This is a genomic window from Syntrophus sp. (in: bacteria) (assembly GCF_040768185.1).
Classification (GTDB): domain Bacteria; phylum Desulfobacterota; class Syntrophia; order Syntrophales; family Syntrophaceae; genus Syntrophus; species Syntrophus buswellii.
Genome location: NZ_JAXGNC010000018.1, coordinates 1 through 19,918 on the forward strand (window position 1 = coordinate 1; position 19,918 = coordinate 19,918).

Annotated in this window: 22 protein-coding genes, 3 tRNA genes and 1 other RNA gene; 24 read left to right on the forward strand and 2 right to left on the reverse strand. The window is 57.5% G+C overall.

Annotation, left to right across the window (positions count from 1 at the left end):
* The coding region (locus AB3175_RS13145; protein ID WP_367361404.1) for a DUF4190 domain-containing protein at window positions 1-191 on the forward strand (191 nt) is incomplete at its 5' end.
* Window positions 192-457: 266 nt separating this feature from the next.
* On the opposite strand, the gene AB3175_RS13150 is transcribed toward AB3175_RS13145, so the two are convergent.
* Window positions 458-703, reverse strand: a complete 246-nt coding sequence (locus tag AB3175_RS13150) for a hypothetical protein (protein ID WP_367361405.1) — start codon at window positions 701-703, stop codon at window positions 458-460.
* A gap of 188 nt (window positions 704-891) precedes the next feature.
* Here AB3175_RS13150 and dapF point away from each other — a divergent pair, with 188 nt between their 5' ends.
* From dapF to AB3175_RS13175, 5 genes are read left to right on the forward strand one after another with little or no spacing between them, the layout of a single operon-like run.
* Complete coding sequence (gene dapF, locus AB3175_RS13155) at window positions 892-1,722, forward strand: diaminopimelate epimerase (RefSeq protein WP_367361406.1); 831 nt, start codon at window positions 892-894, stop codon at window positions 1,720-1,722.
* A 34-nt stretch (window positions 1,723-1,756) separates the two neighbouring features.
* Entirely contained in the window at window positions 1,757-2,923 is a 1,167-nt protein-coding gene (locus tag AB3175_RS13160; protein ID WP_367361407.1) for an LL-diaminopimelate aminotransferase, read from the forward strand.
* A 19-nt stretch (window positions 2,924-2,942) separates the two neighbouring features.
* On the forward strand, window positions 2,943-3,974 hold the full coding sequence (locus AB3175_RS13165) for a DUF933 domain-containing protein (protein WP_367361408.1): 1,032 nt from the start codon (window positions 2,943-2,945) through the stop codon (window positions 3,972-3,974).
* Window positions 3,975-4,015: 41 nt separating this feature from the next.
* On the forward strand, window positions 4,016-4,639 hold the full coding sequence (locus tag AB3175_RS13170; protein ID WP_367361409.1) for a site-2 protease family protein: 624 nt from the start codon (window positions 4,016-4,018) through the stop codon (window positions 4,637-4,639).
* A gap of 54 nt (window positions 4,640-4,693) precedes the next feature.
* A complete protein-coding gene (locus AB3175_RS13175) occupies window positions 4,694-6,301 on the forward strand; it encodes an MBL fold metallo-hydrolase RNA specificity domain-containing protein (protein ID WP_367361410.1) in 1,608 nt (535 codons plus the stop codon).
* A gap of 19 nt (window positions 6,302-6,320) precedes the next feature.
* On the opposite strand, the gene AB3175_RS13180 is transcribed toward AB3175_RS13175, so the two are convergent.
* Window positions 6,321-6,926 (reverse strand): energy transducer TonB, encoded by a 606-nt coding sequence (locus AB3175_RS13180; protein ID WP_367361411.1) that lies wholly within the window; start codon window positions 6,924-6,926, stop codon window positions 6,321-6,323.
* 40 nt (window positions 6,927-6,966) lie between these two features.
* Here AB3175_RS13180 and tadA point away from each other — a divergent pair, with 40 nt between their 5' ends.
* The 18 genes from tadA to AB3175_RS13270 all read left to right on the forward strand — a co-directional run bounded on the left by tadA (window position 6,967) and on the right by AB3175_RS13270 (window position 19,622).
* Window positions 6,967-7,506 carry a tRNA adenosine(34) deaminase TadA gene (gene tadA, locus AB3175_RS13185; protein WP_367361412.1) on the forward strand — a complete coding sequence of 180 codons (540 nt, stop codon included), beginning with the start codon at window positions 6,967-6,969 and terminating at the stop codon, window positions 7,504-7,506.
* A gap of 28 nt (window positions 7,507-7,534) precedes the next feature.
* Window positions 7,535-7,628: transfer RNA gene (locus AB3175_RS13190), tRNA-Ser, on the forward strand.
* Window positions 7,629-7,784: 156 nt separating this feature from the next.
* Window positions 7,785-7,878 (forward strand) — tRNA-Ser (locus AB3175_RS13195).
* Window positions 7,879-7,951: 73 nt separating this feature from the next.
* Window positions 7,952-8,050, forward strand: an RNA gene (ffs, locus tag AB3175_RS13200) — signal recognition particle sRNA small type.
* A 212-nt stretch (window positions 8,051-8,262) separates the two neighbouring features.
* Window positions 8,263-9,984 (forward strand): DNA polymerase III subunit gamma/tau, encoded by a 1,722-nt coding sequence (dnaX, locus tag AB3175_RS13205; protein ID WP_367361413.1) that lies wholly within the window; start codon window positions 8,263-8,265, stop codon window positions 9,982-9,984.
* Between the two features lie 45 nt (window positions 9,985-10,029).
* Entirely contained in the window at window positions 10,030-10,344 is a 315-nt protein-coding gene (locus tag AB3175_RS13210; protein ID WP_367361414.1) for a YbaB/EbfC family nucleoid-associated protein, read from the forward strand.
* A gap of 16 nt (window positions 10,345-10,360) precedes the next feature.
* The gene (recR, locus tag AB3175_RS13215) at window positions 10,361-10,972 is read left to right on the forward strand and encodes a recombination mediator RecR (RefSeq protein ID WP_367361415.1); all 612 of its coding nucleotides are present in this window, start codon (window positions 10,361-10,363) and stop codon (window positions 10,970-10,972) included.
* Window positions 10,973-11,003: 31 nt separating this feature from the next.
* Entirely contained in the window at window positions 11,004-11,855 is an 852-nt protein-coding gene (locus tag AB3175_RS13220; RefSeq protein ID WP_367361416.1) for a fumarate hydratase, read from the forward strand.
* 1 nt (window position 11,856) lies between these two features.
* Entirely contained in the window at window positions 11,857-12,417 is a 561-nt protein-coding gene (locus AB3175_RS13225) for a Fe-S-containing hydro-lyase (RefSeq protein WP_367361417.1), read from the forward strand.
* Between the two features lie 244 nt (window positions 12,418-12,661).
* A complete protein-coding gene (locus AB3175_RS13230) occupies window positions 12,662-13,207 on the forward strand; it encodes a 2-oxoacid:acceptor oxidoreductase family protein (protein ID WP_367361418.1) in 546 nt (181 codons plus the stop codon).
* 29 nt (window positions 13,208-13,236) lie between these two features.
* On the forward strand, window positions 13,237-13,527 hold the full coding sequence (locus AB3175_RS13235; protein ID WP_367361419.1) for a 4Fe-4S binding protein: 291 nt from the start codon (window positions 13,237-13,239) through the stop codon (window positions 13,525-13,527).
* A gap of 3 nt (window positions 13,528-13,530) precedes the next feature.
* The gene (locus AB3175_RS13240) at window positions 13,531-14,706 is read left to right on the forward strand and encodes a transketolase C-terminal domain-containing protein (RefSeq protein WP_367361420.1); all 1,176 of its coding nucleotides are present in this window, start codon (window positions 13,531-13,533) and stop codon (window positions 14,704-14,706) included.
* Entirely contained in the window at window positions 14,706-15,671 is a 966-nt protein-coding gene (gene porB / locus AB3175_RS13245; protein WP_367361421.1) for a pyruvate synthase subunit PorB, read from the forward strand. Before AB3175_RS13240 ends, porB begins: the two co-directional genes overlap by 1 nt.
* 42 nt (window positions 15,672-15,713) lie before the next feature.
* On the forward strand, window positions 15,714-16,196 hold the full coding sequence (locus AB3175_RS13250) for an NAD(P)H-dependent oxidoreductase subunit E (protein WP_367361422.1): 483 nt from the start codon (window positions 15,714-15,716) through the stop codon (window positions 16,194-16,196).
* A 59-nt stretch (window positions 16,197-16,255) separates the two neighbouring features.
* On the forward strand, window positions 16,256-18,106 hold the full coding sequence (locus AB3175_RS13255) for an NADH-ubiquinone oxidoreductase-F iron-sulfur binding region domain-containing protein (RefSeq protein WP_367361444.1): 1,851 nt from the start codon (window positions 16,256-16,258) through the stop codon (window positions 18,104-18,106).
* Between the two features lie 11 nt (window positions 18,107-18,117).
* Window positions 18,118-18,837, forward strand: coding sequence for a 2Fe-2S iron-sulfur cluster-binding protein (locus tag AB3175_RS13260; protein WP_367361423.1), 720 nt, complete (start codon window positions 18,118-18,120; stop codon window positions 18,835-18,837).
* A gap of 157 nt (window positions 18,838-18,994) precedes the next feature.
* A tRNA-Asn gene (locus tag AB3175_RS13265) sits at window positions 18,995-19,070 on the forward strand.
* Between the two features lie 255 nt (window positions 19,071-19,325).
* Window positions 19,326-19,622 carry a DUF21 domain-containing protein gene (locus tag AB3175_RS13270; RefSeq protein WP_367361424.1) on the forward strand — a complete coding sequence of 99 codons (297 nt, stop codon included), beginning with the start codon at window positions 19,326-19,328 and terminating at the stop codon, window positions 19,620-19,622.
* Window positions 19,623-19,918 lie beyond the last annotated feature (296 nt).

The following is a 19,918-nucleotide window of genomic DNA, read 5'->3' on the forward strand; positions in this document are numbered from 1 at the left end:
GTTACAATGATCCGGGAATTCAGGTTGTACCAGCGCTTGTTGCAATTATCTGCGGCCACGTCGCATTGGTGCAAGCAAAAAAGATCGTTGGATTCAAAGGTAAAAAGCTTGCGATCGGTGGTCTGATATTGGGATATGCTGAACTTGCCTTCGAACTTGCCTTCAAAATCTGGTTTTGGATTATACTTTGAGATAGCGAGATTATAAAAACGCCATTTACTTGGACGTGAAAAAGCGTCGCTTTGCCCTGCTTGTGTCCGTCGCTCATGGCGAACGTTCGAACGGCAATCGATAAATCTCTGTTCAATTTGTTTAAAGCATTGGTAGATGAACACATTCAGAGACCGAATAAGGACAGGTATCATTCGGGGTCACTCAAAATATTCTTTGTGGGCAGCAGAAAAATGAAAAGGACCTCGATATAAACATGATTAAATGGTCTAGATATTATTGAAATCTATCCGGTTACCATTGGGTACCATTTTCTTGTTATATTTTCCAACAGCAGCTGAAAGGCTGTTTTGCCATCTACAACCCCTTCAAGATTGTCGATACTTCCCAAAATCTCATTAAATATTTGTTTTGCTCGTTCTTCAGGTAATCCGCCTGCCATAGCCGGTTGTAAGATTGCAATAAGTAATGATGCTATCTCTTGAGAACCTTCAATATTTTGCACTTCCTCTTCTTTAATTTCTTCGCTCACCCATTCCTCCCCGTTTTGAAATGATAATATCAACTATCCATTTATTTTCGATATTACAAGTCTTATTCGATGGCTCCCGTTAATCGAGGTCAAGTGAAAAAAGGACTCAGTTCCGGCGTTGACGTGAGCGGCAGGATGCGTTATGCAGAGGAATAAATATTTTCGGGCGGAACAGGAGCGGGCAGAGAATGGACTTTTTCAAGATGAGCGGCAGCGGCAATGACTTCATCCTGTTTGATAACCGGGGAGGGACGTTGGCTGCGGTCAAGGACATGCCGGCTTTCGTGCAGGCGATCTGCCGCCGGAAGGTTTCCGTCGGGGCCGACGGCGTGATTCTTGTGGAGCCTTCGGAGCGGGCGGACTTCCGCTGGCGCTTTTTCAACGCCGACGGCAGTGAAGTGGAGATGTGCGGCAATGGAGGCCGCTGTGTCGCCCGGTTCGCCTTCCTACAGGGAATTGCCGGGGAGAGGATGTCCTTTGAAACCGTGGCCGGGATCATCGATGCCGAAGTCCGGGGTGATGTGGTGAAACTGAGGCTCACCGAACCCTCGGCGCTGGAGGCCGGCCGGATCGTCCCCCTCCAGGATGAAAGGGTGACCGTGGACAGCATCAACACGGGCGTTCCCCACGTGGTGGCTTTTGTAGCGGATCTGGATCACTTTGACGTCTTCCGTTATGGCAGGGCGCTCCGCTTTTCCGAGGCGTTTGCGCCGGCGGGAACGAACGCCAACTTCGTAACGGTGACCGGCCCTCAAAGCCTTTCCGTCCGGACTTACGAGCGGGGCGTTGAAGACGAAACCCTGGCCTGCGGCACGGGATCGGTGGCCTCGGCCCTGGCTGCGGCGGCGCGGGGAGAGGTGACCTCGCCGGTGGAGGTGACCGTGAGAAGCGGTGAGGTCCTGAAAATCCATTTTGAAAAGAACGACGGCGCCTTCCGGAACGTCTATCTGGAGGGTCGGGTCCGCGTGGTTTATGAAGGCCAGCTCTGGGAAGAAGCCTGGCTGGGTCAGGGAGATTGACAACATTCATCATTCTTATAAAGGAGACAGAACGGTGCAGATTGCGGAACGACTGGGTAAGATTCCCCCCTACCTGTTCATGGAATTGCGGAAAAAAATCAACAAAGCCAAGGCCGATGGCGTCGACGTCATCAGCCTCGCCATCGGGGATCCCGTGGAGCCCACCCCGGAACCCATCATCGAAGAGCTCTGCCGCCAGGCGCACAATCCCGAAAACCACCGTTATCCGACCGATGAGGAAAAGGGGATGCTGGCCTTCCGGCAGGAGGTGGCCCGCTGGTATGCCGAGAGGTACGGCGTCGATCTTGATCCGGAAAAAGAGATCCTGGGGCTCATCGGTTCGAAGGAAGGATGTCATCATTTTGTCCTGGCCTGCATCAATCCCGGGGACATTGTCCTCATGACCGATCCCGGGTATCCGGCCTATCGTTCCAGCATCCTCATGGCCGGGGGTGAGCCCTACAATGTGCCGATTCTGCCGGCCAACGGATATCTGCCTGTTTTTGAAGACATTCCCTCCGACGTGCTGAAGCGGGCGCGGGGCATGTTCCTCAACTATCCCAACAACCCCACGGGGGCCTGCGCCACCCGGCCTTTCCTGGACCGGCTGGTTGCCTTTGCCCGGGAAACGGGCATTGCCGTCTGCTATGACAACCCGTACTCAGAGATGGTTTTTGAGGGGCAGGAGCGCCTGAGCTTCCTCATGGCCAATGGGGCGAAGGAGGTCGGGGTGGAGCTCAATTCCCTCTCCAAGCCCTATAACATGACCGGCTGGCGGATCGGGATGGCTTCGGGAAACCCGGAGATTCTGGCCGCCATGAGCAAGGTCAAGGAGAACACCGATTCGGGAATCTTCAATCCCATCCAGTATGCGGGCATGTTCGCCCTCCGCCATGAATCGCCCTCCATTGACAGGATGCGGACCATCTATGCCGAACGCCGGACTCTGGTTCTCAAGACGCTGAAGAAGATCGGCATTGATTTTGAGCCGCCCAGGGGCACCTTCTACCTCTGGGTTCCCGTTCCGGCTGGCATGACTTCCCTGGAATTCACGAACCGCCTTTTCGAGAAGACGGCGGTGGTGGTGGCTTCCGGAACGGCTTACGGCCAGTACGGCGAAGGCTTCATCCGCATCTCCCTGACGGTCCCGGACAACCGGCTGGCCGAGGCCATGGCCCGCATCGAGAAGGAGTTTGCCTGAAGGAAGGAAACGATCAATCATGGAAATCGGAATTCTGGGGCTTCCACAGAGCGGGAAGAGCACCCTTTTTGAAATCATGACGGGCGTCCGCAGCCGGGATGTTCATGGAGAGACATGCGTTCGCGGCCAGGCTTCCGTTCCCGACGAACGGTTTGACCGATTGGTGAAGATCTACAAGCCCCTCCGGGCGGTTCCCGCCCGGGTGCCTTTCACGGATGTGAACGCCGCGGGCGAAAAGGCATGGGAAACGGTCCGCCAGACGCTCAGCGCCGCCGAAGGCCTGCTTCATGTCGTGGACGGTTTTTCCGATTCCTCGGTTTCCGCGATGCTGAACCGCTACCGGAAACTGGCCGATGAACTGATCCTCTCCGACCTGGTGGTGGTGGAAAACCGCCGCGAGCGGCTGCTGAAAGTGGCGAAAAAAACCCTGAAACCGCCGGAGTCCCTCCACGTGGAGCTGATGCCGCGCCTTCAGGAGCAGCTGGAAGCGGGAAAACCCCTCCGGGAATTGGCGCTGACAAAGGAGGAGCGCTCCGCCCTTTCGAGCTTTTCCTTCTGGACGCTCCGGCCGGAACTGGTTGTTCTCAATGTCGCTGAAGATGGATTTCCCAATGTGGACGCCTTTCAGAAGGAGGCCTGCCTGACCGACCCGCTGATGGGGATCTGCTGCGAACTGGAGGCGGAGATGGCGGGACTGCCGCCTGAAGAGCAGAAGGAATTCCTGGCGGACCTGGGCATGGAAGAGCCTGCCTTCGGGCGGGTGATCCGGGCCGCCTTTGCTCTGCTGGGGCGGATCTCCTATTTCACCGTGGGCGAAGACGAGGTGAAGGCCTGGGTCATTCCGGAGGGGACGAAGGCCCCCAGGGCTGCGGCGGCGATTCACAAGGATTTCGAAAGGGGCTTCATCAAGGCGGAAGTCGTCGCCTATGATGATTTCATGGCCTGCGGCGGTTCGCATGCCAAGGCCAAGGCGGCCGGCAAGGTCCGCCTCGAAGGCAAGGAATATATCGTCCGCGACGGCGATATCATCACCTTCCGCTTTAATGTCTGATAACGTCGGATGAACTCAACCAAGATGAGGGAAACATAGAGATGGGCCTTCTCAACCTGTTGATAAACGATCCGGTGACCTTTGCCCTCCTGGCTGTCCCTCTTCTGTATTCGGTGATCCTGCACGAACTGGCGCACGGCTGGGTAGCCTGGCGCATGGGGGATCCCACGGCCAAATGGATGGGCAGGCTCACACTCAATCCTCTGAACCATCTGGATCCGCTGGGCACACTCATGCTCTTTCTTTTCGGGTTCGGCTGGGCGAAGCCGGTTCCGGTCAATCTCGCCAACATTCCCGACACGCGCCGGGGTTTCATCCTGGTTTCTTCCGCGGGGATCATTGCCAACATGATCGTGGCGTTTTTTGCCCTGCTGGCCTGGAAGGTTCTGGCGCCTCCGCCGATGGGCAACATCGCCAAGATTCTTTCCTTCCTGGCCCAGATCAACATCATGCTGGCCGCCTTCAACCTGATACCCATTCCACCCCTGGATGGTTCGAAGATCCTCATGGGATTCGTCTCCGAACAATTTCGTTACACCCTTTCCCGCCTCGAACCGTATGGATTTTTCATCATCATCGGTCTGCTTTACCTTGGGGTCCTCAACCCGGTGATTGCCTTTTTCCGGTGGATGATTCTGTTGGTGATCGGCGTGTTCCTTCCCTGAGCGAAGGAGCGGGGACTTTTTCTTCTCAAATTCATCAGTAAAGAGGTACTGACCATGAAAATAAAGTATTTGGGTGCAGCCAGGACCGTCACGGGATCGTGCTTCATCCTGGAAACGGCGGGGCATCGGTTCGCAATTGACTGCGGCATGCATCAGGGCAATCTGGAGATTGAAAAGAGAAACTGGGATACGGAGCTTTATGAGCCGCAGAAGATCGAGTTTGTTTTGCTCACCCATGCCCACATCGATCACTCCGGCCTGCTGCCCCGTCTCGTACAGAACGGGTTCCGGGGGCCGATTTTCACGACTCCGCCCACGGCGGATCTGCTGAGGATTCTTCTCCTGGATTCCGCCTACATCCAGGAGATGGAGGCGCAGTGGAAAAGCAGGAAGCGCCTGCGCTTCGGCGAAAAACGCGTCGGGCCGCTGTACACCCAGCGGGATGCCCAGGCGGTTTTCCCCCTGCTCAAGACCGTCTCCCATGATCAACCCTTTGAACCCTTTGCGGGGGTGCGGGTAAACTTCAAGGATGCCGGTCACATTCTGGGCTCCTCCTTCCTGGAATTGTGGCTGAAGGAAAACGGAGCGCCTGCAAAATTCGTCTTTTCCGGCGATATCGGAAGGCCCCGACAATTGCTCATGGAAGATCCCGGGGTCACCGCCGAGGCGGATTATCTCTTCCTTGAATCCACCTATGGAAACCGGGATCACAAGAATGAACAGGCCAGCCTCGATGAACTGGCCGAAGCCATCGCCTATAGCTACAACAATAACGAGAAAATGGTCATTCCGGCCTTCGCCGTCGGAAGGACCCAGGAAATGATGTACTGCCTCAACCTGCTTTCCCAGGAGGGCCGCCTGCCGAAGGATATGCCCATCTACCTGGACAGCCCCCTGGCGATCCAGGCCACGGAAATCTTCCGCCGCAATGCCGCTTCCCTGGACGATGAAACAAAGGACCTGATCAAAAACGGGCAGGATCCCCTGCGCCTGCCCCAGCTTCGCATGACGCCGACGACGGCGGAATCCATGGCCATCAACACCTCCGAGGGGCCGGCCATCATTATTTCCGCCAGCGGCATGGCCAATGCCGGCCGGATCCGCCACCACCTCCGGCACAATCTCTGGCGGGAAGGGGCCAGCATCGTCTTTGTGGGCTTTCAGGCCGAGGGAACCACGGGCCGCAAGATCATTGACGGCGCCAAGAGGGTGCGTGTTCTCAACGAAGAGGTCGCCGTCAAGGCCAGGATCTTCACGATCGGCGGTTTCTCGGCCCATGCGGGACAGAGCCAGCTGCTGGAGTGGGTGAGCAACTTCCGCAACAAGAATCTGCAGGTCTTCCTGGTTCACGGCGAGTATGAAGCCCAGCAGGTCCTGGCGGAGCGGATCCGGGAGCGGTTCGGGTACAAGGTGATCATTCCCGAGTATCTGGAAGAAACCCTGTTGAAAATCGGCGAGGAGATTCAGCGGGTGGAATTCCCGGAGAAGGCGGCGCCGAAAATCGACTGGGCCTATCTCATCGGGGATCTGGAAGCGAGGATGGCGCAGCTGCGCCAGAGAAAGCCGCAGCTTGAGGCCAAATCCTGGGTGGAGCAGACCGAACTGCGGGATCGGATCCTGGAACTGAACCGCGATCTCATGGAAACCATCTCGGAAATCTGACGGCGCGATCCTGCAGGATTTATGGGGCCAGGCGGTATTCGAAGGTCGCTACGATATTCAACCGGGAAAGCTGCGAATTTGCAGGCAGGGGGGCGAAGCGGGGCGTGCGGACGGCCAGCAGGGTGGCCTCATCCAGAAGCGGTGATCCCGATGAGCGGATGACGGCCGCGTTCACCACCTCCCCTGTCGCCGCAAGGGAAAACCGGATGACGGTGGTCCCCTCTTCTCTCAAGGCTTCAGCCTTTTCGGGATAGATCCAGGACTGTTCGATTTTTTCTCTGACCGCCTTGAGATAGGGCTTATAGCGCTGCTCCCGGCTGTTCAAGTCTACCGTGGCTTCGCGAAAGTTTTTGCGGGAGGAAGCCGGGGGCTTTGCTTCCTGGACGGCCTTCAGGCGGGGTTTGGCGGCCGGCGGCTTCGGGGCGAGGGCTTTTTTCTCTCGGGCCGCGAACATCTCGCGAAGATCAATGGTCACAACCTGCTGCGGATGTCTTTTCCCCCGCCACTCCATCAAGCTCACCAGGGACAGGGCGCCAAGGTGAATGATCAGGGAGATCGCGACGGAATAGAGTAGGATTTTGTTTGTGGACATGATCGCCTTATCGTTGCTTGATGGTGTGAACATAGAATAGGAATTCCATAAAATCAACAGGTGGCTCCGATTCATGAAGAAGGGGGTTGCAGAGCCGGAACGCGGGGGTGAGATTCCATCCCGCAGCCCGGATTCCGGAACAAAAGAGGATGAGCGGTGGATGGAAATCGCCCTTGAGGAGGCCCGTCTGGCTGCAGCGGAAGGAGAAGTGCCGGTGGGGGCGGTGCTCCTGTGGCAAAACTCGGTGATTGCCAGAAGTCACAACCAGCCGATTGCCCGTCATGATCCCACGGCGCATGCCGAGATTCTGGCAATCCGGGAAGCTTCCGAGATCATGAAAAATTACCGCCTGACAGGGATGACCCTCTATGTGACGCTTGAACCTTGCATCATGTGTGCCGGGGCTATCCTGCAGGCTCGCCTGGCAAGGCTTGTCTACGGGGCGGGCGATCCGAAGGGCGGAGCGGTGTCCTCCGTGTACCGGGTGCTCCAGGACAGCCGGCTGAACCATGCCGTTGAAGTGACCGGGAACGTTTTGTCGGCGCCCTGCGCGGAAATTTTAAGTGGATTTTTCCAGGAAAAGAGGATAACATCCGGCACGCCGAATGGCTGAAGATACGGACTTGCGGGCCGAATCTTGCGGAGAGATACCGAAGTGGTCGTAACGGGATCGACTCGAAATCGATTTGGGGGTCAAAAGCTCTCACGGGGGTTCGAATCCCCCTCTCTCCGCCAATCATTCCCGATCCGGATTTCAGAACGGCGGGAGAGCCCATAGCGGCGCCGTAAACACCGTGATCCGAAAGAAGCGATGTGATCTGAAAAAGTGGTGGTGTTTTTTCTGCTTTTCTGTTAGGGAGCTTGCGTCATTTTTCAGCGGCTGTTTTTTGAGGAGAGATGCCCGAGAGGCTGAAGGGGCACGACTGGAAATCGTGTGTATGTCCACAAAGATGTACCGGGGGTTCGAATCCCCCTCTCTCCGCCAGTTTCTTCCTCTGGAATTGGTTGTCCGCCCGCCGCGAAGAAAGTTTCTGGACGGGATTCTCAGGGATATAGATAGCCGGGCCCCGTGCAACGATGGCGTGTGAACCCCGTCAGGTCCGGAAGGAAGCAGCGGTAGCAATGTCCAGCGTGTGCTGCGGATCAGCCTGGCTATCTTTTTTTTTCAGCTAAAAGCGGCCGCCCGCAAGTTCCCAGGTCCAGAATGTGCCACCCCGGTTCTTTTGTCGGAGTTTTTCTGATAATCTTTGTCCTTCCAGTGATATTGTGAGAGTGCCGGCAGGAACACCTGCTCTTCCGTCTTGAGAATTCCCCCGTTCCGAAGAGGGGTCGGCAAATTCTTCGGATAGTGTTCTCCTTCGGAGTCGTTATGGATTACCTCGTTTTAGCCCGGAAATGGCGGCCCCAGGTCTTCGAGGACGTGGTGGGGCAGCCTCACGTGGTCCAGACCCTGAAAAATGCCATCCGCCAGGACCGCATTGCCCACGCCTTCCTCTTCAGCGGACCGCGGGGTGTGGGAAAGACCTCCGTCGCCCGCATTCTGGCCAAGGCCATCAACTGTGAACAGGGTCCGTCGGATATACCCTGCAACACCTGCACGAACTGCCGGGAAATCACGGAAGGCGTTTCCCTTGACGTCCGGGAGATCGATGGCGCCTCCAACCGGGGGATCGACGAAATTCGCGAACTCCGCGAACGGATCCGGTTCCTGCCCGTCTCCTGCCGCTATAAAGTCTACATTATCGACGAAGTGCACATGCTCACCCGGGAGGCCTTCAACGCCCTCCTGAAGACCCTGGAGGAGCCCCCGGCACACGTTGTCTTCATGTTTGCCACGACGGAAACCCACAAAGTTCCGGCGACCATTCTTTCCCGCTGCCAGAACTTCGAATTCCGCCGCCTTGCTCTGCGCCAGATCGTGGAGCAATTGAGAAAGATTTCGGACGCCGAAAAAATCGAAGTCAGTGACACGGCCCTTGCCTGGATTGCCGAAGCGGGAGACGGCAGCATGAGGGATTCCGAGAGCATCTTCGACCAGGTGATTTCTTATGCCGGGACGACGATCGGGGATGAGGCGGTCGAGGACCTGCTCGGCAGGACCGATCGCCGGTTCCTCTTTCAGCTTTCCGAGGCGGTCCTGCACCGCGATGCGGGGCAGTGCCTGAAGATCATTGACGAGGGATATTACGCAGGCCTGGACATGACCTATTTTTACCAGCTTCTGCTGCGGCACTTCCGCAATCTTCTCCTGGTCCGGATCGTCGGGCGGAAACAGGAGCTTCTGGACATCTCCGGAAGCGATCTGGAGAGGCTCGAGGCGCAGGCGGCGGAGGTTTCCCGGGAGACCCTGCGGCAGCTTCTGGATATCCTCCTGGCTGAGGAGGAAAACGTCCGCCGGAGCCGCAACCCCCGCTTGAACCTCGAGACGATCGTCTGCAGAATGGCCGCCCTGCCGCCCGCTTTTCCCCTGGCGGAAGTCCTTGCCCGCATGGAGGAGTTGGAAGCCCGCCTGGCAGCTTCACCGCCGCTGCGCTCTGAGGGGAGTGGGCAGGCAGACCCGCCGGTGACCGGGGAGCGCACACTGGACCTGCCGGCAGTCCCGACGAAGGTGGAATCCGTTAAGGAGCCGGTCCCGGAGTTGAAGGAGCCATCCCGGGGGCAGGCGAAACCGGAGGACGTCTGGGGAAATTTCAAGAACCACGTGAAAAAGCATTCGGTGCCCTTGGCTTCGCAGATTGAGCAGGGCGAATACCTCGGCTGTCAAAACGGCAAGCTGCGGATCGGATTTCGCAACCACATGTTTTTCGAGGCCATCAATGACTCGGCGCAGAAGAACCGTCTGAACGAGATTGCCGGCTCTTTTTTCCAGTCCGGCGTGATGGTGGAGATCGAGTCCCTGGAGCCGGAACCGGGCAGCCGGGGTGCTGAAAAAATATCGGAGGCCATGATCCGCAAAAACTCCATAGAGGAAATTCGGCGGGAGGCCCTGAATCATCCTCTGCTGCAAAAGGTCATGAGCGTATTTGAAGGCGCGGAAGTTCAGGAGGTCAAGGTCCGAACCCCCGCCAAGCAGCCCCCGGAACAGGGGTGAGGAGGAGAAGTTTTTTATTCAAAGAGGATAAGGAGGTAAAACTCATTGGCGGCAAATTTTGGAAACATTATGAAACAGGCCAAGATGCTTCAGGAAAAGATGGCCCGTCTCCAGGAAGATCTTGCATCCCGCACCGTGGAGGCCACGGCGGGCGGAGGGATGGTTTCGGTTACGGTAAACGGTCGCTTTGAAGTCGTTTCCTTGAAAATCGAGAAAGAGGTGGTCAATTCCGAGGACGTGGAGATGCTGCAGGACCTGATTGTGGCCGCTGTCAACGAGGGCGTCCGCAAGGCCCAGGAGATGACCTCCTCGGAAATGGCCAAGCTGACCGGGGGCATGAGCATTCCCGGGTTGATGTAGGAGGGGCGGTTCCGGCATGGCAGGTTACGCCCTTCCCATTAAGCGCCTGATTGCGGAGCTGGGGAAACTTCCGGGGATCGGGGAAAAGACAGCGACACGACTGGCGATGCATATCCTGAGAGCCCCGGAAGACGACGCCCGGGGACTTGCAGACAGCATTGCCGATGTGCGGAATACAATCCGCTTCTGCAGCGTCTGCTACAATTTTGCCGAGGCCGAACTGTGCAATATCTGCCGCGACTCCGCACGGGATTCCAGCCTGATCTGTGTCGTGGAAGATCCGGACGCCCTGATGGCGATCGAGGAAAGCGGGAGTTATTCCGGGACGTACCATGTCCTCCACGGAGCCCTTTCGCCCCTGGACGGCATCGGGCCGGAACAGCTCCATCTGCGGGAGCTGGTCGACCGGGTGCGGGAGCACTCGGTTCGCGAGGTCATCCTGGCCACGAATCCCAACGTCTCCGGCGAATCAACGGCGCTCCTGATCGCCCGGATGATCGGGAAGCTGGATGTCCCGGTGACCCGCATCGCCCAGGGGGTGCCGATGGGCGGTGATCTCCGTTATCTGGATCGGATGACCCTGTCCAAATCCCTGGAATTCCGCAGGGGCATGGAAAAGGAGCCGTAAGGGCTCCACCAATTCAGAATCAGAAGGAAGGATGAGACGGGTGCGAGAGATTTCCGCTGGAACCGTGACCGAGACATTGCGGGACCTCTTTATTGCCGCTAACCTTGAAATGGGCCGGGACATGCAGGATGCCCTGGCCAGGGCGGCGGAGGAGGAGGAATCGCCTCTCGGGCGCTACGTTCTGCAGAAGATTCTTGAAAACATGGACGTCGCCAGGAAGGAAAGCCTGCCGCTCTGCCAGGACACGGGGCTGGCTGTCGTTTTCGCGGAGATGGGCCAGGAGGTTCACATCGTGGGGGGCGACTTTCAGGCAGCCGTTCAGGAGGGGGTCCGTCAGGCCTACCGGGAGGGCTATCTCCGCAAATCCCTCTGCGATCCCCTCTCGCGGCGGAACACGGGGGACAACACCCCGGCGGTGATTTTCACCGAGGTGGTTCCCGGCGACCGGCTCAAACTGATCGCGATGCCGAAAGGCGGCGGCAGCGAGAATATGAGCTGCAGCGCCATGCTTGTTCCCGCCGAAGGGAAAGCCGGGATTGTCGATCATGTGGTGGCCTGTGTCCGCAAAGCCGGCTCCAATCCCTGTCCGCCTGTGTTGGTCGGGGTGGGTATCGGGGGATCCCTGGAGATGTCCGGCGTCCTGGCTAAAAAAGCCCTCCTTCGGCCTCTCGGGACGGCCAATGCCCATGACGAGCGCCTGGCTGCCATGGAGCGGGAAATCCTGGAAGGGGTCAATCGATTGGGGATAGGGCCCCAGGGATATGGGGGGCGCGTAACCGCCCTGGCGGTTCACATGGAAATGATGCCCTGCCACATCGCCAGCCTGCCCGTTACGGTCAATATCCAGTGCCATGTGGCGCGGCACAGGGAGGCGGTGCTCTGAAATGACGAGCGAGCCGATCCGCCTGGAAACGCCTTTGAATGACGAACTCTGTGAACGCCTCTCCGTTGGGGATCGGGTCCTGCTCAGCGGGGTCCTCTACACCGGACGGGATGCGGCCCACCACCGCCTGTGCGACGCCGCGGTGCGGGGAGAGCCTCTGCCCTTTCCGGTCCAGGGCGCCGTGATCTTCTATGCGGGTCCGGCTCCGGCGAAGCCGGGGGCGGTAACCGGGTCCATCGGCCCGACAACCAGCTACCGCATGGATCCGTTTGCGCCGCGCCTGATGGCCCTGGGTTTGAAGGGGATGATCGGCAAGGGGCGGCGTTCGCCGGAAGTCGTATCCGCGATGAAGCAGTACAAGGCGGTCTATTTCGGAGCCATCGGCGGGATTGCGGCGCTGACGGCCCGCTGCATCCGGGAATCCGCCGTAGTGGCCTATGAGGACCTCGGTCCCGAGGCGATCTTCCGTCTGGTTGTCTTCGAGCTTCCCCTGGTGGTGATCAACGATACGAAGGGAAGGGACCTTTATGACGAAGCCCTGAAAACCTACTCCCGGACTTGAAACGCGTCTTCCCTTGTGCAAAAAAGAAAAAATAATTCGAAAATTATCACACCAAAAGAATCAATAGTCAAACTATAGTTGTATCTTGATCAAAAAACAGCTATATAACAGACTGTTGCAATGTCAACTTCCGCAAATAAAGATTGACAACAAATCGTTTTTTTATAATAAGCATGGGCGCTGAAACACGTTCCACAACGAATAAATTCCTTTTGTTCGCGAACACAACCCCGGAGAAGATTCAATGATAGAAGTGAGATGGCATGGAAGAGGCGGGCAGGGTGCGGTGACATCTGTTGAAATGCTTGCTTTGGCGGCGATCGGCGAAGGCAAGTACGCCCAGGGATTTCCGAGTTTCGGCCCTGAAAGGCGCGGCGCACCGGTAGAGGCTTTCAACCGGGTGGATGACAAACGGATCAAGAAGCGGCAGCGTATTTATCGTCCCGATGTCGTGGTTGTTCTTGATCCGGGTTTGATCACCCTCGTGAATGTCGCGGAAGGACTGAAGCCGGAGGGGCTTCTGATCCTCAACACGCACAAGCCCTTCACGGAAGTCAAACCGCATATTCAGTTCGATGGCCGGATCGCTCTGGTCGATGCAACGGCCATTGCCTGGGCGGAACTGGGTGTTCCCATTACCAACACGACCATGTTGGGCGCTCTAGTCAAAATGACCGATATCGTGAAGATGGAATCCCTGAGCGAACCCATTGAACACCGGTTCGGCCGGATTGCCAACAAGAATCTGACGGCGATGAAGCGAGCCTTTGATGAGGTTAAACTCGTATAAATCTGCAGACAAGGGTCGAGGTATATATAATGGCGGAGAAAAAATGGCCAGAAACCTGGCAAGAAGTGAATCCGGGATGTATCGTCTTCCGGCCTGGAAGTTCCAGGGATTATCATACCGGCACCTGGAGGGCGGAGCGCCCGATCTGGGACAATTCCAAATGCATCAAATGCGGCATATGCTATCTGTTCTGCCCGGAAGGGTGCATATCGGAGGATGAGGAAGGATATTTTGCGGCCGATCTGAATTACTGCAAGGGCTGCGGAATCTGCGCCCACGAATGCTGGCCTGGTGCGATTAAAATGGTGGGGGAGGAATAGGCCATGTCGAAACGAATAGGTATGGAAATCGCGCTTGCCGCTGCCGAAGCGGCTGCCCTGTGTCGACCGGATGTTATTGCCGCCTATCCCATCACCCCGAATACGCACGTGCCGGAGCACCTTTCCGAGATCGTCGCGGAGGGGCGCCTCGATGCCGAGTTCATTACCGTGGAATCGGAACATTCGGCCATGAGCGCCTGTGCGGGGGCTTCCGGAGCCGGGGCGCGCGCCTTTACGGCAACGAGCTCCCAGGGGTTGCTCTACATGGCGGAAATTCTGGCGATCATCTCTTCCATGAGGCTGCCCGTCGTTATGATCATCGGCAACCGGGCGCTTTCCGGCCCCCTGAGCATCTGGAACGACCACAGCGACATCATGAGCCAGAGGGATATCGGCTGGATCTCCCTGTTTGCCGCCAATGGGCAGGAAACCGTGGACATGACGATCCAGGCCTTCAAAATCGCCGAGCATCCGGACGTGATGCTGCCGACCAACGTCAATCTCGATGGCTTTCAGCTTACCCATGTCGTTGAGCCGATGCTCATGCCCGACCAGGAAGAGGTGGACCGTTTTCTGCCTCCCTTCAAACCCTTCGCCGCACTGAACCCCGACGATCCGGTGACCCTCGGCGCGCTGGGGCTTCCGGACATCTACACGGAAGCCTGCAAGAGCCGCGAGGAAGTTCTTCTGAATTCCAAAAAGGTCATTCTTGAAGTCTGGAAAGAGTGGGAGGAGCAGTTCGGCAGGAAATACGAACCCATCGAACCCTACGAGGCGGAGGATGCGGAAGTCCTTATGCTGACCATGGGCTCCATGGGGGAAACCGCGGAAATGGCCATCGATGAACTCCGGAAGGAAGGGATGAAAGCAGGCCTTCTCAAATTAAAGCTGTGGCGGCCCTTTCCCTTTGAGGAACTGAAGGAGGCGGTCAAGGGAGCAAAGGTCCTGGTTGTTACGGATCGTTGCCTCTCCTATGGCGGGGCAGGCGGCCCCGTCGCCCTGGAAGTTCGCTCCGCCCTGTACGAGGAAAAGAAGCGGCCCGTGATTTTGAATTACATCATCGGTCTTGGCGGACGGGATGTCATGGTGGACCATTTCATGGAGATGATCAGAACCGCGGCGAAAGCGGATGCGGAGAGACCAGAGAAAGCCTACGAAATTTATGGGGTGAGAGAATAATGAATACGGCAAAACAGTACCGATCCGGTCTTGTTGAAAACTTTGACCTCTATGCGCCGAAGCTGGTGGACAAGGAAGAATACTTTGCCGCCGGGCATCGCGCCTGTCAGGGATGCGGAGAGGCCCTGGCCATTCGCCTGATGTGCAAGGCGTTGGGCAGAGACACGGTCATTGTAAACGCCACGGGTTGCATGGAAGTCATTTCCACGATGTACCCCACCACGGCATGGAAACTTCCCTGGATGCATGTGGCGTTCCCCAATGCCGCAGCCGTGGCTTCCGGCGTGGAGGCCGGATTGAAGGTCCTGCGCCGCAAGGGGAAAATCAAAGACCGCTATGTAAAGACGGTGGGCATCGGCGGCGACGGCGGTACGGTGGACATCGGCCTTCAGGCCCTTTCCGGCGCCATGGAGCGGGGGCACGACATGCTTTATGTCTGCTTCGACAACGAGGCCTACATGAACACGGGCATCCAGCGATCCGGCGCCACGCCTTTCGGGGCTTCGACCACCACCGCACCTCCCGGGAAGGCCAGTCGCGGAAACCGGACCTGGAAGAAGAACATGCCCGAGATGATGGTCGCCCACAACATACCCTACGTGGCCACGGCCTGCCACAGCTACCCCATCGATTTCATGAACAAGGTGAAAAAGGCCCGGTCGATCAAGGGGCCTTCCTACATCCATTGCCTTTCCGTCTGCCCCACCGGCTGGCGCTGCGATTCGAAAAGCTGCATCAAAATGGGGCGGCTGGCCGTTGAAACCGGCGCATTTCCTCTTTACGAGGTGGAAAACGGGAAATACAGATTAAGTGCGGATATGCCGGAAACGCTGAGGCCTCTGGAGGATTACATCAAGCTCCAGGGCCGGTTCCGGCATCTGACTCCTGATGAAATCGGATACTTCCAGGAGAGGGTGAAACTCGAATACAAAAAGCTCATGACCAAGGTGAAGAGCTCCCGTTAAGGTCGGGAAAAGCAGCAGCTGGACAACATCAAGGGGAAGATAATGAACACAGAGGTAGACAGGGGGAAAGTCAGGGAGATTGTCGGTCGGCACGGCGGGGATGAAAGTTCGGCCGTCGCCGTTTTGCAGGATCTCCAGGAGGAATTCCGTTACCTGCCGAAGGAGGCCTTGACCATCGTGAGTGACGAACTCAAGGTTCCCCTGAGCAGGGTTTACGAGATTGCAACGTTTTACAATGCCTTCAGCCTGAAGCCGCGGGGGAAATACCTCATCGAGGTGTGCGCCGGAACGGCCTGCCACGTCCAGGGGGGATTCAATCTCATGGACCGGCTGGAGAGGGATCTCAACATCTCCTGTGGGGAGACGACGGAGGATGCCGTGTTCACCCTCGAAGAGGTGCGGTGCCTTGGTTGTTGCAGCCTCGCCCCCGTGGTACGGATTGGCGGTAACATCCATCCTTATCTCACCCAGGATGAGATTCCCAAGATTCTGAAAAACTATCGCAAGGCAGGGGTGAAAAAGTGAGTACGATAAACACACGAGATGCTCTGAATAAAGCTGCGAAACGGGGCCTCACGCGTCTCATGCCGGCAAAGACCAAGATCCTCGTCGGTATGGCGACAAGCGGCATCGCCTCAGGGGCGCAGGAAGTCTACGATGCCCTTGAGAAGGAAATCGCGAAGCGCGGTCTGGATTTCATCCTCAGCAAGACGGGAAGCATGGGGATGGATTGCATCGAACCCCTCGTTGATGTGATCGTGCCCGGCAAGCCGCGCCTCTCCTTCAGCAGGATGAAGGCGAAGATGGTTCCCGCCCTTCTGGATCAAGTGGCCGATGGAACCCTTGGCGCGGTGGCTCCGACCTATCGCATGGATGAAGAGGAGCTCATTATTGAGGGAAAGAAGAAGGCCTATTTCAAGGGTGCCGTACCGGCCGCTTATTCCGGGATCCCGAAAATTTCGGAGCTTCCCTTTTACGGCAAGCAGCTGAAGATCGCCCTGCGAAACTGCGGAATGATCGATCCCGAAGACATCGAGGAGTATATCGCCCGTGGCGGGTATTCCGCCCTGTATAAGGCTCTGAAGACCATGAAGCCGGAGGAGGTTATTGACGAAGTGAAGATCTCCGGCCTCCGGGGGCGGGGCGGCGGCGGTTTTCCGACGGGGACGAAATGGGAGAGCTGCCGACGGGCCGAAGGCGACATCAAATACGTCATCTGCAACGGCGACGAGGGCGACCCGGGGGCATACATGGACCGGAGCGTCATGGAGGGAGATCCCCACAGTGTCCTGGAAGGGATGATCATCGGGGCCTATGCGGTCGGCGCCCATGAAGGTTACATCTACGTCCGCAACGAATACCCCCTGGCCGTGGCAAACCTCCAGCGGGCCATCGAACAGGCCCGGAAAGCCGGGTTCCTGGGCGGCAACATCTTCGGAACGGGCTTCGCCTTTGACGTCAAGATCGGCAAGGGCGCGGGCGCCTTTGTCTGCGGAGAATCAACGGCCCTCATGGCCTCCCTGGAGGGAAAAGCGGGCGAGCCCCGGGCCAAATACATTCACACCGTGGAGCACGGGCTCTGGGACCGGCCGTCCAATCTGAACAACGTGGAGACCTGGGCGAATGTCCCCGTCATCATCGGCCGGGGCGGCAAGTGGTTTTCCGGCGTCGGCGCAGCGAACAGCACGGGAACGAAGGTCTTTTCCCTCGTGGGCAAGATCAACAACATCGGCCTCGTGGAAGTGCCCATGGGGATACCGCTCAAGGACATCATCGATGAGATCGGCGGGGGTATCCCGGGCGGCAGGAAGTTCAAGGCCGTGCAGACGGGCGGACCCTCCGGGGGCTGCATTCCCGCTTCGATGATCGACCTGCCCGTAGATTTTGACTCCCTCTGGGAAGCCGGCTCCATGATGGGCTCCGGCGGCATGATCGTCATGGACGAGAACACCTGCATGGTCGACATCGCCCGTTACTTCATTGAATTCCTCGTGTCCGAGTCCTGCGGGAAGTGCGTTCCCTGCCGGGAAGGGATCTACCGGATGAATGAAATCCTTCATGACATCTGTGCGGGGAAGGGCAAGAAGGGGGATCTGGAGCTCCTGGAGCGCATGGCCGAAGCCATCAAGGACGGATCCCTGTGCGCGCTCGGCGGGAGCGCACCGAATCCCGTCCTCAGTACGATCCGCTATTTCCGGGATGAGTATGAGGCCCACATCAAGGACAAAAAGTGCCCGGCCGGTGTCTGCCGCGCCCTGATCCAGTTCGGCATCGATGCGGAGAAATGCACAGGCTGTGGGGCCTGCGCGAAGAAGTGCCCCGTGGAAGCAATCAGCGGCGAGCGGAAAAAGGTTCATGTGATCGACCAGGCGAAATGCATCAAGTGCGGTGTCTGCAGAGAGACGTGCAAATTTGATGCGGTAACCGTAGCATAAAGGGTGGCAAGATGGTGAACTTAGTCATAGATGGAAAGAATATTGAAGCCGAGGCGGGAACGACAATTCTTGCCGCTGCCCGCGAAAACGGGATTTACATTCCGACCCTGTGTCATCACGAATCGCTTGAACCATCTGGGGCGTGCCGGCTGTGCGTCGTAGAGGTCGCCAAGGGGTCGAGAAAGCGCATCGTGACCTCCTGCATTTACCAGGTCGAGGACGGCATCGTCGTCGATACGAAGAGTGAACGGGTCCTCGGGGTGCGCCGGCTCGTCCTGGAGCTGCTCATGGCCCGGTGTCCGAAATCGGACGTGATCCGGACGATGGCTCAAGAGTTGGGGGTCGCTCCCGAAAAGCGCTTCCTCCCGGACAAGGACAAGGGAAAGTGCGTCCTGTGCCGGCTGTGCGTCAAGACCTGCGAGGATGTGGTGGGTGCATCAGCCATCGGATTCTCCTTCCGCGGCAAGGACAAGATCGTCGGTCCCCCCTTCGTGGAGGATTCCAAGGCCTGTATCGGCTGCGGCGCCTGCGCCTACGTCTGCCCGACAGGCCACATCGAGATGACCGCCGGCAACGGCGGCAGCGAACGGACGATCTGGGGACGCACCTTCAAAATGGCGGCCTGCAGCGTCTGCGGGCGGTATTTCGCGCCGGAGGATCAGCTCCAGTTCATCAGCAGCAAGACCGGGGTGCCCCTTGAGGACCTCATGGTCTGCATGAGCTGCCGTTAAAAAAATTTAAATTCTCTTGCACATGGGTTTTGTCTGTGATAAGAGAATTTCCCCATCCGGTTGAGGAAGGGGGCCGATCTTTGGTATTCGACAGACAGGACCTCCGGGAACAGCTTCCCGATTCCTGGAATGTCAGTCCGTTATTGTAAAAAACTACTCCTCAGTAGCTCAGTCGGTAGAGCAGATGGCTGTTAACCATCGGGTCCGTGGTTCGAGTCCGCGCTGGGGAGCCATAATTCCGTCCGCTGATTTTCAGCGGTTCTTATAGAACGCAAGACCCCGTCGGGTGATCCCCACGGGGTTTTGTCGTTTCAGCCGCACTCACATCCGGCTGCTACCGTCTTGGCTTTCTGTGGGGGTGATCGCCGGACAGGGACCTTTAAAGTGCTAACAGCCTGAATCTGTGTCTAATTTTTCCATATACACATTGAAAAGCGATTGACGGTAACTTTCAAGAAGTGTAAACTGCACCAAAGGGCCTTTCAGTCATGCCCTTGTTTCTTTGGATTGGAATTGTGTTGTATCTTTCCCCGTCGGCCATGCTATCCGGTCTTAATCCGGCGTTTTTTGCCATCGGCAAGCTCGAACTCCAGATCGAGGTTGCCAAGGGCAACAGGCAGGCACACCACGTTATGGCCCTGAGAAAAGATCCCAATTTTCTGCCGGTGACGGTTCTCTGGGCCAACGTGGCCGTCAACGTGCTGCTGGCCCTGCTTTCGGGATCGACGCCTCGGGCCCGAGGCCATCTCGTACTTCAAGGAAAAGGATATCCGGCAGTTTATTAAACTGCACATGGCTGCCGCCGAAAGCGACATCGAAAGGGTCGAAGGACGGGGCGTCCTGAATTTTCTCGATCTCAATGATGTGCCCTTGGCGGGTGAAGGCGAACCCGTCAACCCTCTAAGCATCATCTCACTGCCGTTCGGAAATGGGAAATCTGTTTTCCCGACCACACAGGGTGGCTCATCCGATGTCTTTTTGACTCGGATTCACAAAATGCGGGACAAAATGGGTCATACTCGTCGATCCGAACAATGAGCCTAAGGGGGTGTTGAATCCCGACGGATTTATCCGGGAAGCG

What these genes read in the sequence shown, in the direction of transcription:
- AB3175_RS13240 (WP_367361420.1), top strand. Translation starts at nt 13,531, where the DNA reads ATGTCGAAACGAATAGGTATGGAAATCGCGCTTGCCGCTGCCGAAGCG.
- AB3175_RS13270 (WP_367361424.1), top strand. Translation starts at nt 19,326, where the DNA reads ATGCCCTTGTTTCTTTGGATTGGAATTGTGTTGTATCTTTCCCCGTCG.
- AB3175_RS13230 (WP_367361418.1), top strand. Translation starts at nt 12,662, where the DNA reads ATGATAGAAGTGAGATGGCATGGAAGAGGCGGGCAGGGTGCGGTGACA.
- porB (WP_367361421.1), top strand. Translation starts at nt 14,706, where the DNA reads ATGAATACGGCAAAACAGTACCGATCCGGTCTTGTTGAAAACTTTGAC.
- AB3175_RS13225 (WP_367361417.1), top strand. Translation starts at nt 11,857, where the DNA reads ATGACGAGCGAGCCGATCCGCCTGGAAACGCCTTTGAATGACGAACTC.
- AB3175_RS13220 (WP_367361416.1), top strand. Translation starts at nt 11,004, where the DNA reads ATGAGACGGGTGCGAGAGATTTCCGCTGGAACCGTGACCGAGACATTG.
- AB3175_RS13175 (WP_367361410.1), top strand. Translation starts at nt 4,694, where the DNA reads ATGAAAATAAAGTATTTGGGTGCAGCCAGGACCGTCACGGGATCGTGC.
- recR (WP_367361415.1), top strand. Translation starts at nt 10,361, where the DNA reads ATGGCAGGTTACGCCCTTCCCATTAAGCGCCTGATTGCGGAGCTGGGG.
- AB3175_RS13170 (WP_367361409.1), top strand. Translation starts at nt 4,016, where the DNA reads ATGGGCCTTCTCAACCTGTTGATAAACGATCCGGTGACCTTTGCCCTC.
- tadA (WP_367361412.1), top strand. Translation starts at nt 6,967, where the DNA reads ATGAAGAAGGGGGTTGCAGAGCCGGAACGCGGGGGTGAGATTCCATCC.
- AB3175_RS13180 (WP_367361411.1), bottom strand. Translation starts at nt 6,926, where the DNA reads ATGTTCACACCATCAAGCAACGATAAGGCGATCATGTCCACAAACAAA.
- dnaX (WP_367361413.1), top strand. Translation starts at nt 8,263, where the DNA reads ATGGATTACCTCGTTTTAGCCCGGAAATGGCGGCCCCAGGTCTTCGAG.
- dapF (WP_367361406.1), top strand. Translation starts at nt 892, where the DNA reads ATGGACTTTTTCAAGATGAGCGGCAGCGGCAATGACTTCATCCTGTTT.
- AB3175_RS13260 (WP_367361423.1), top strand. Translation starts at nt 18,118, where the DNA reads ATGGTGAACTTAGTCATAGATGGAAAGAATATTGAAGCCGAGGCGGGA.
- AB3175_RS13255 (WP_367361444.1), top strand. Translation starts at nt 16,256, where the DNA reads ATGCCGGCAAAGACCAAGATCCTCGTCGGTATGGCGACAAGCGGCATC.
- AB3175_RS13250 (WP_367361422.1), top strand. Translation starts at nt 15,714, where the DNA reads ATGAACACAGAGGTAGACAGGGGGAAAGTCAGGGAGATTGTCGGTCGG.
- AB3175_RS13235 (WP_367361419.1), top strand. Translation starts at nt 13,237, where the DNA reads ATGGCGGAGAAAAAATGGCCAGAAACCTGGCAAGAAGTGAATCCGGGA.
- AB3175_RS13165 (WP_367361408.1), top strand. Translation starts at nt 2,943, where the DNA reads ATGGAAATCGGAATTCTGGGGCTTCCACAGAGCGGGAAGAGCACCCTT.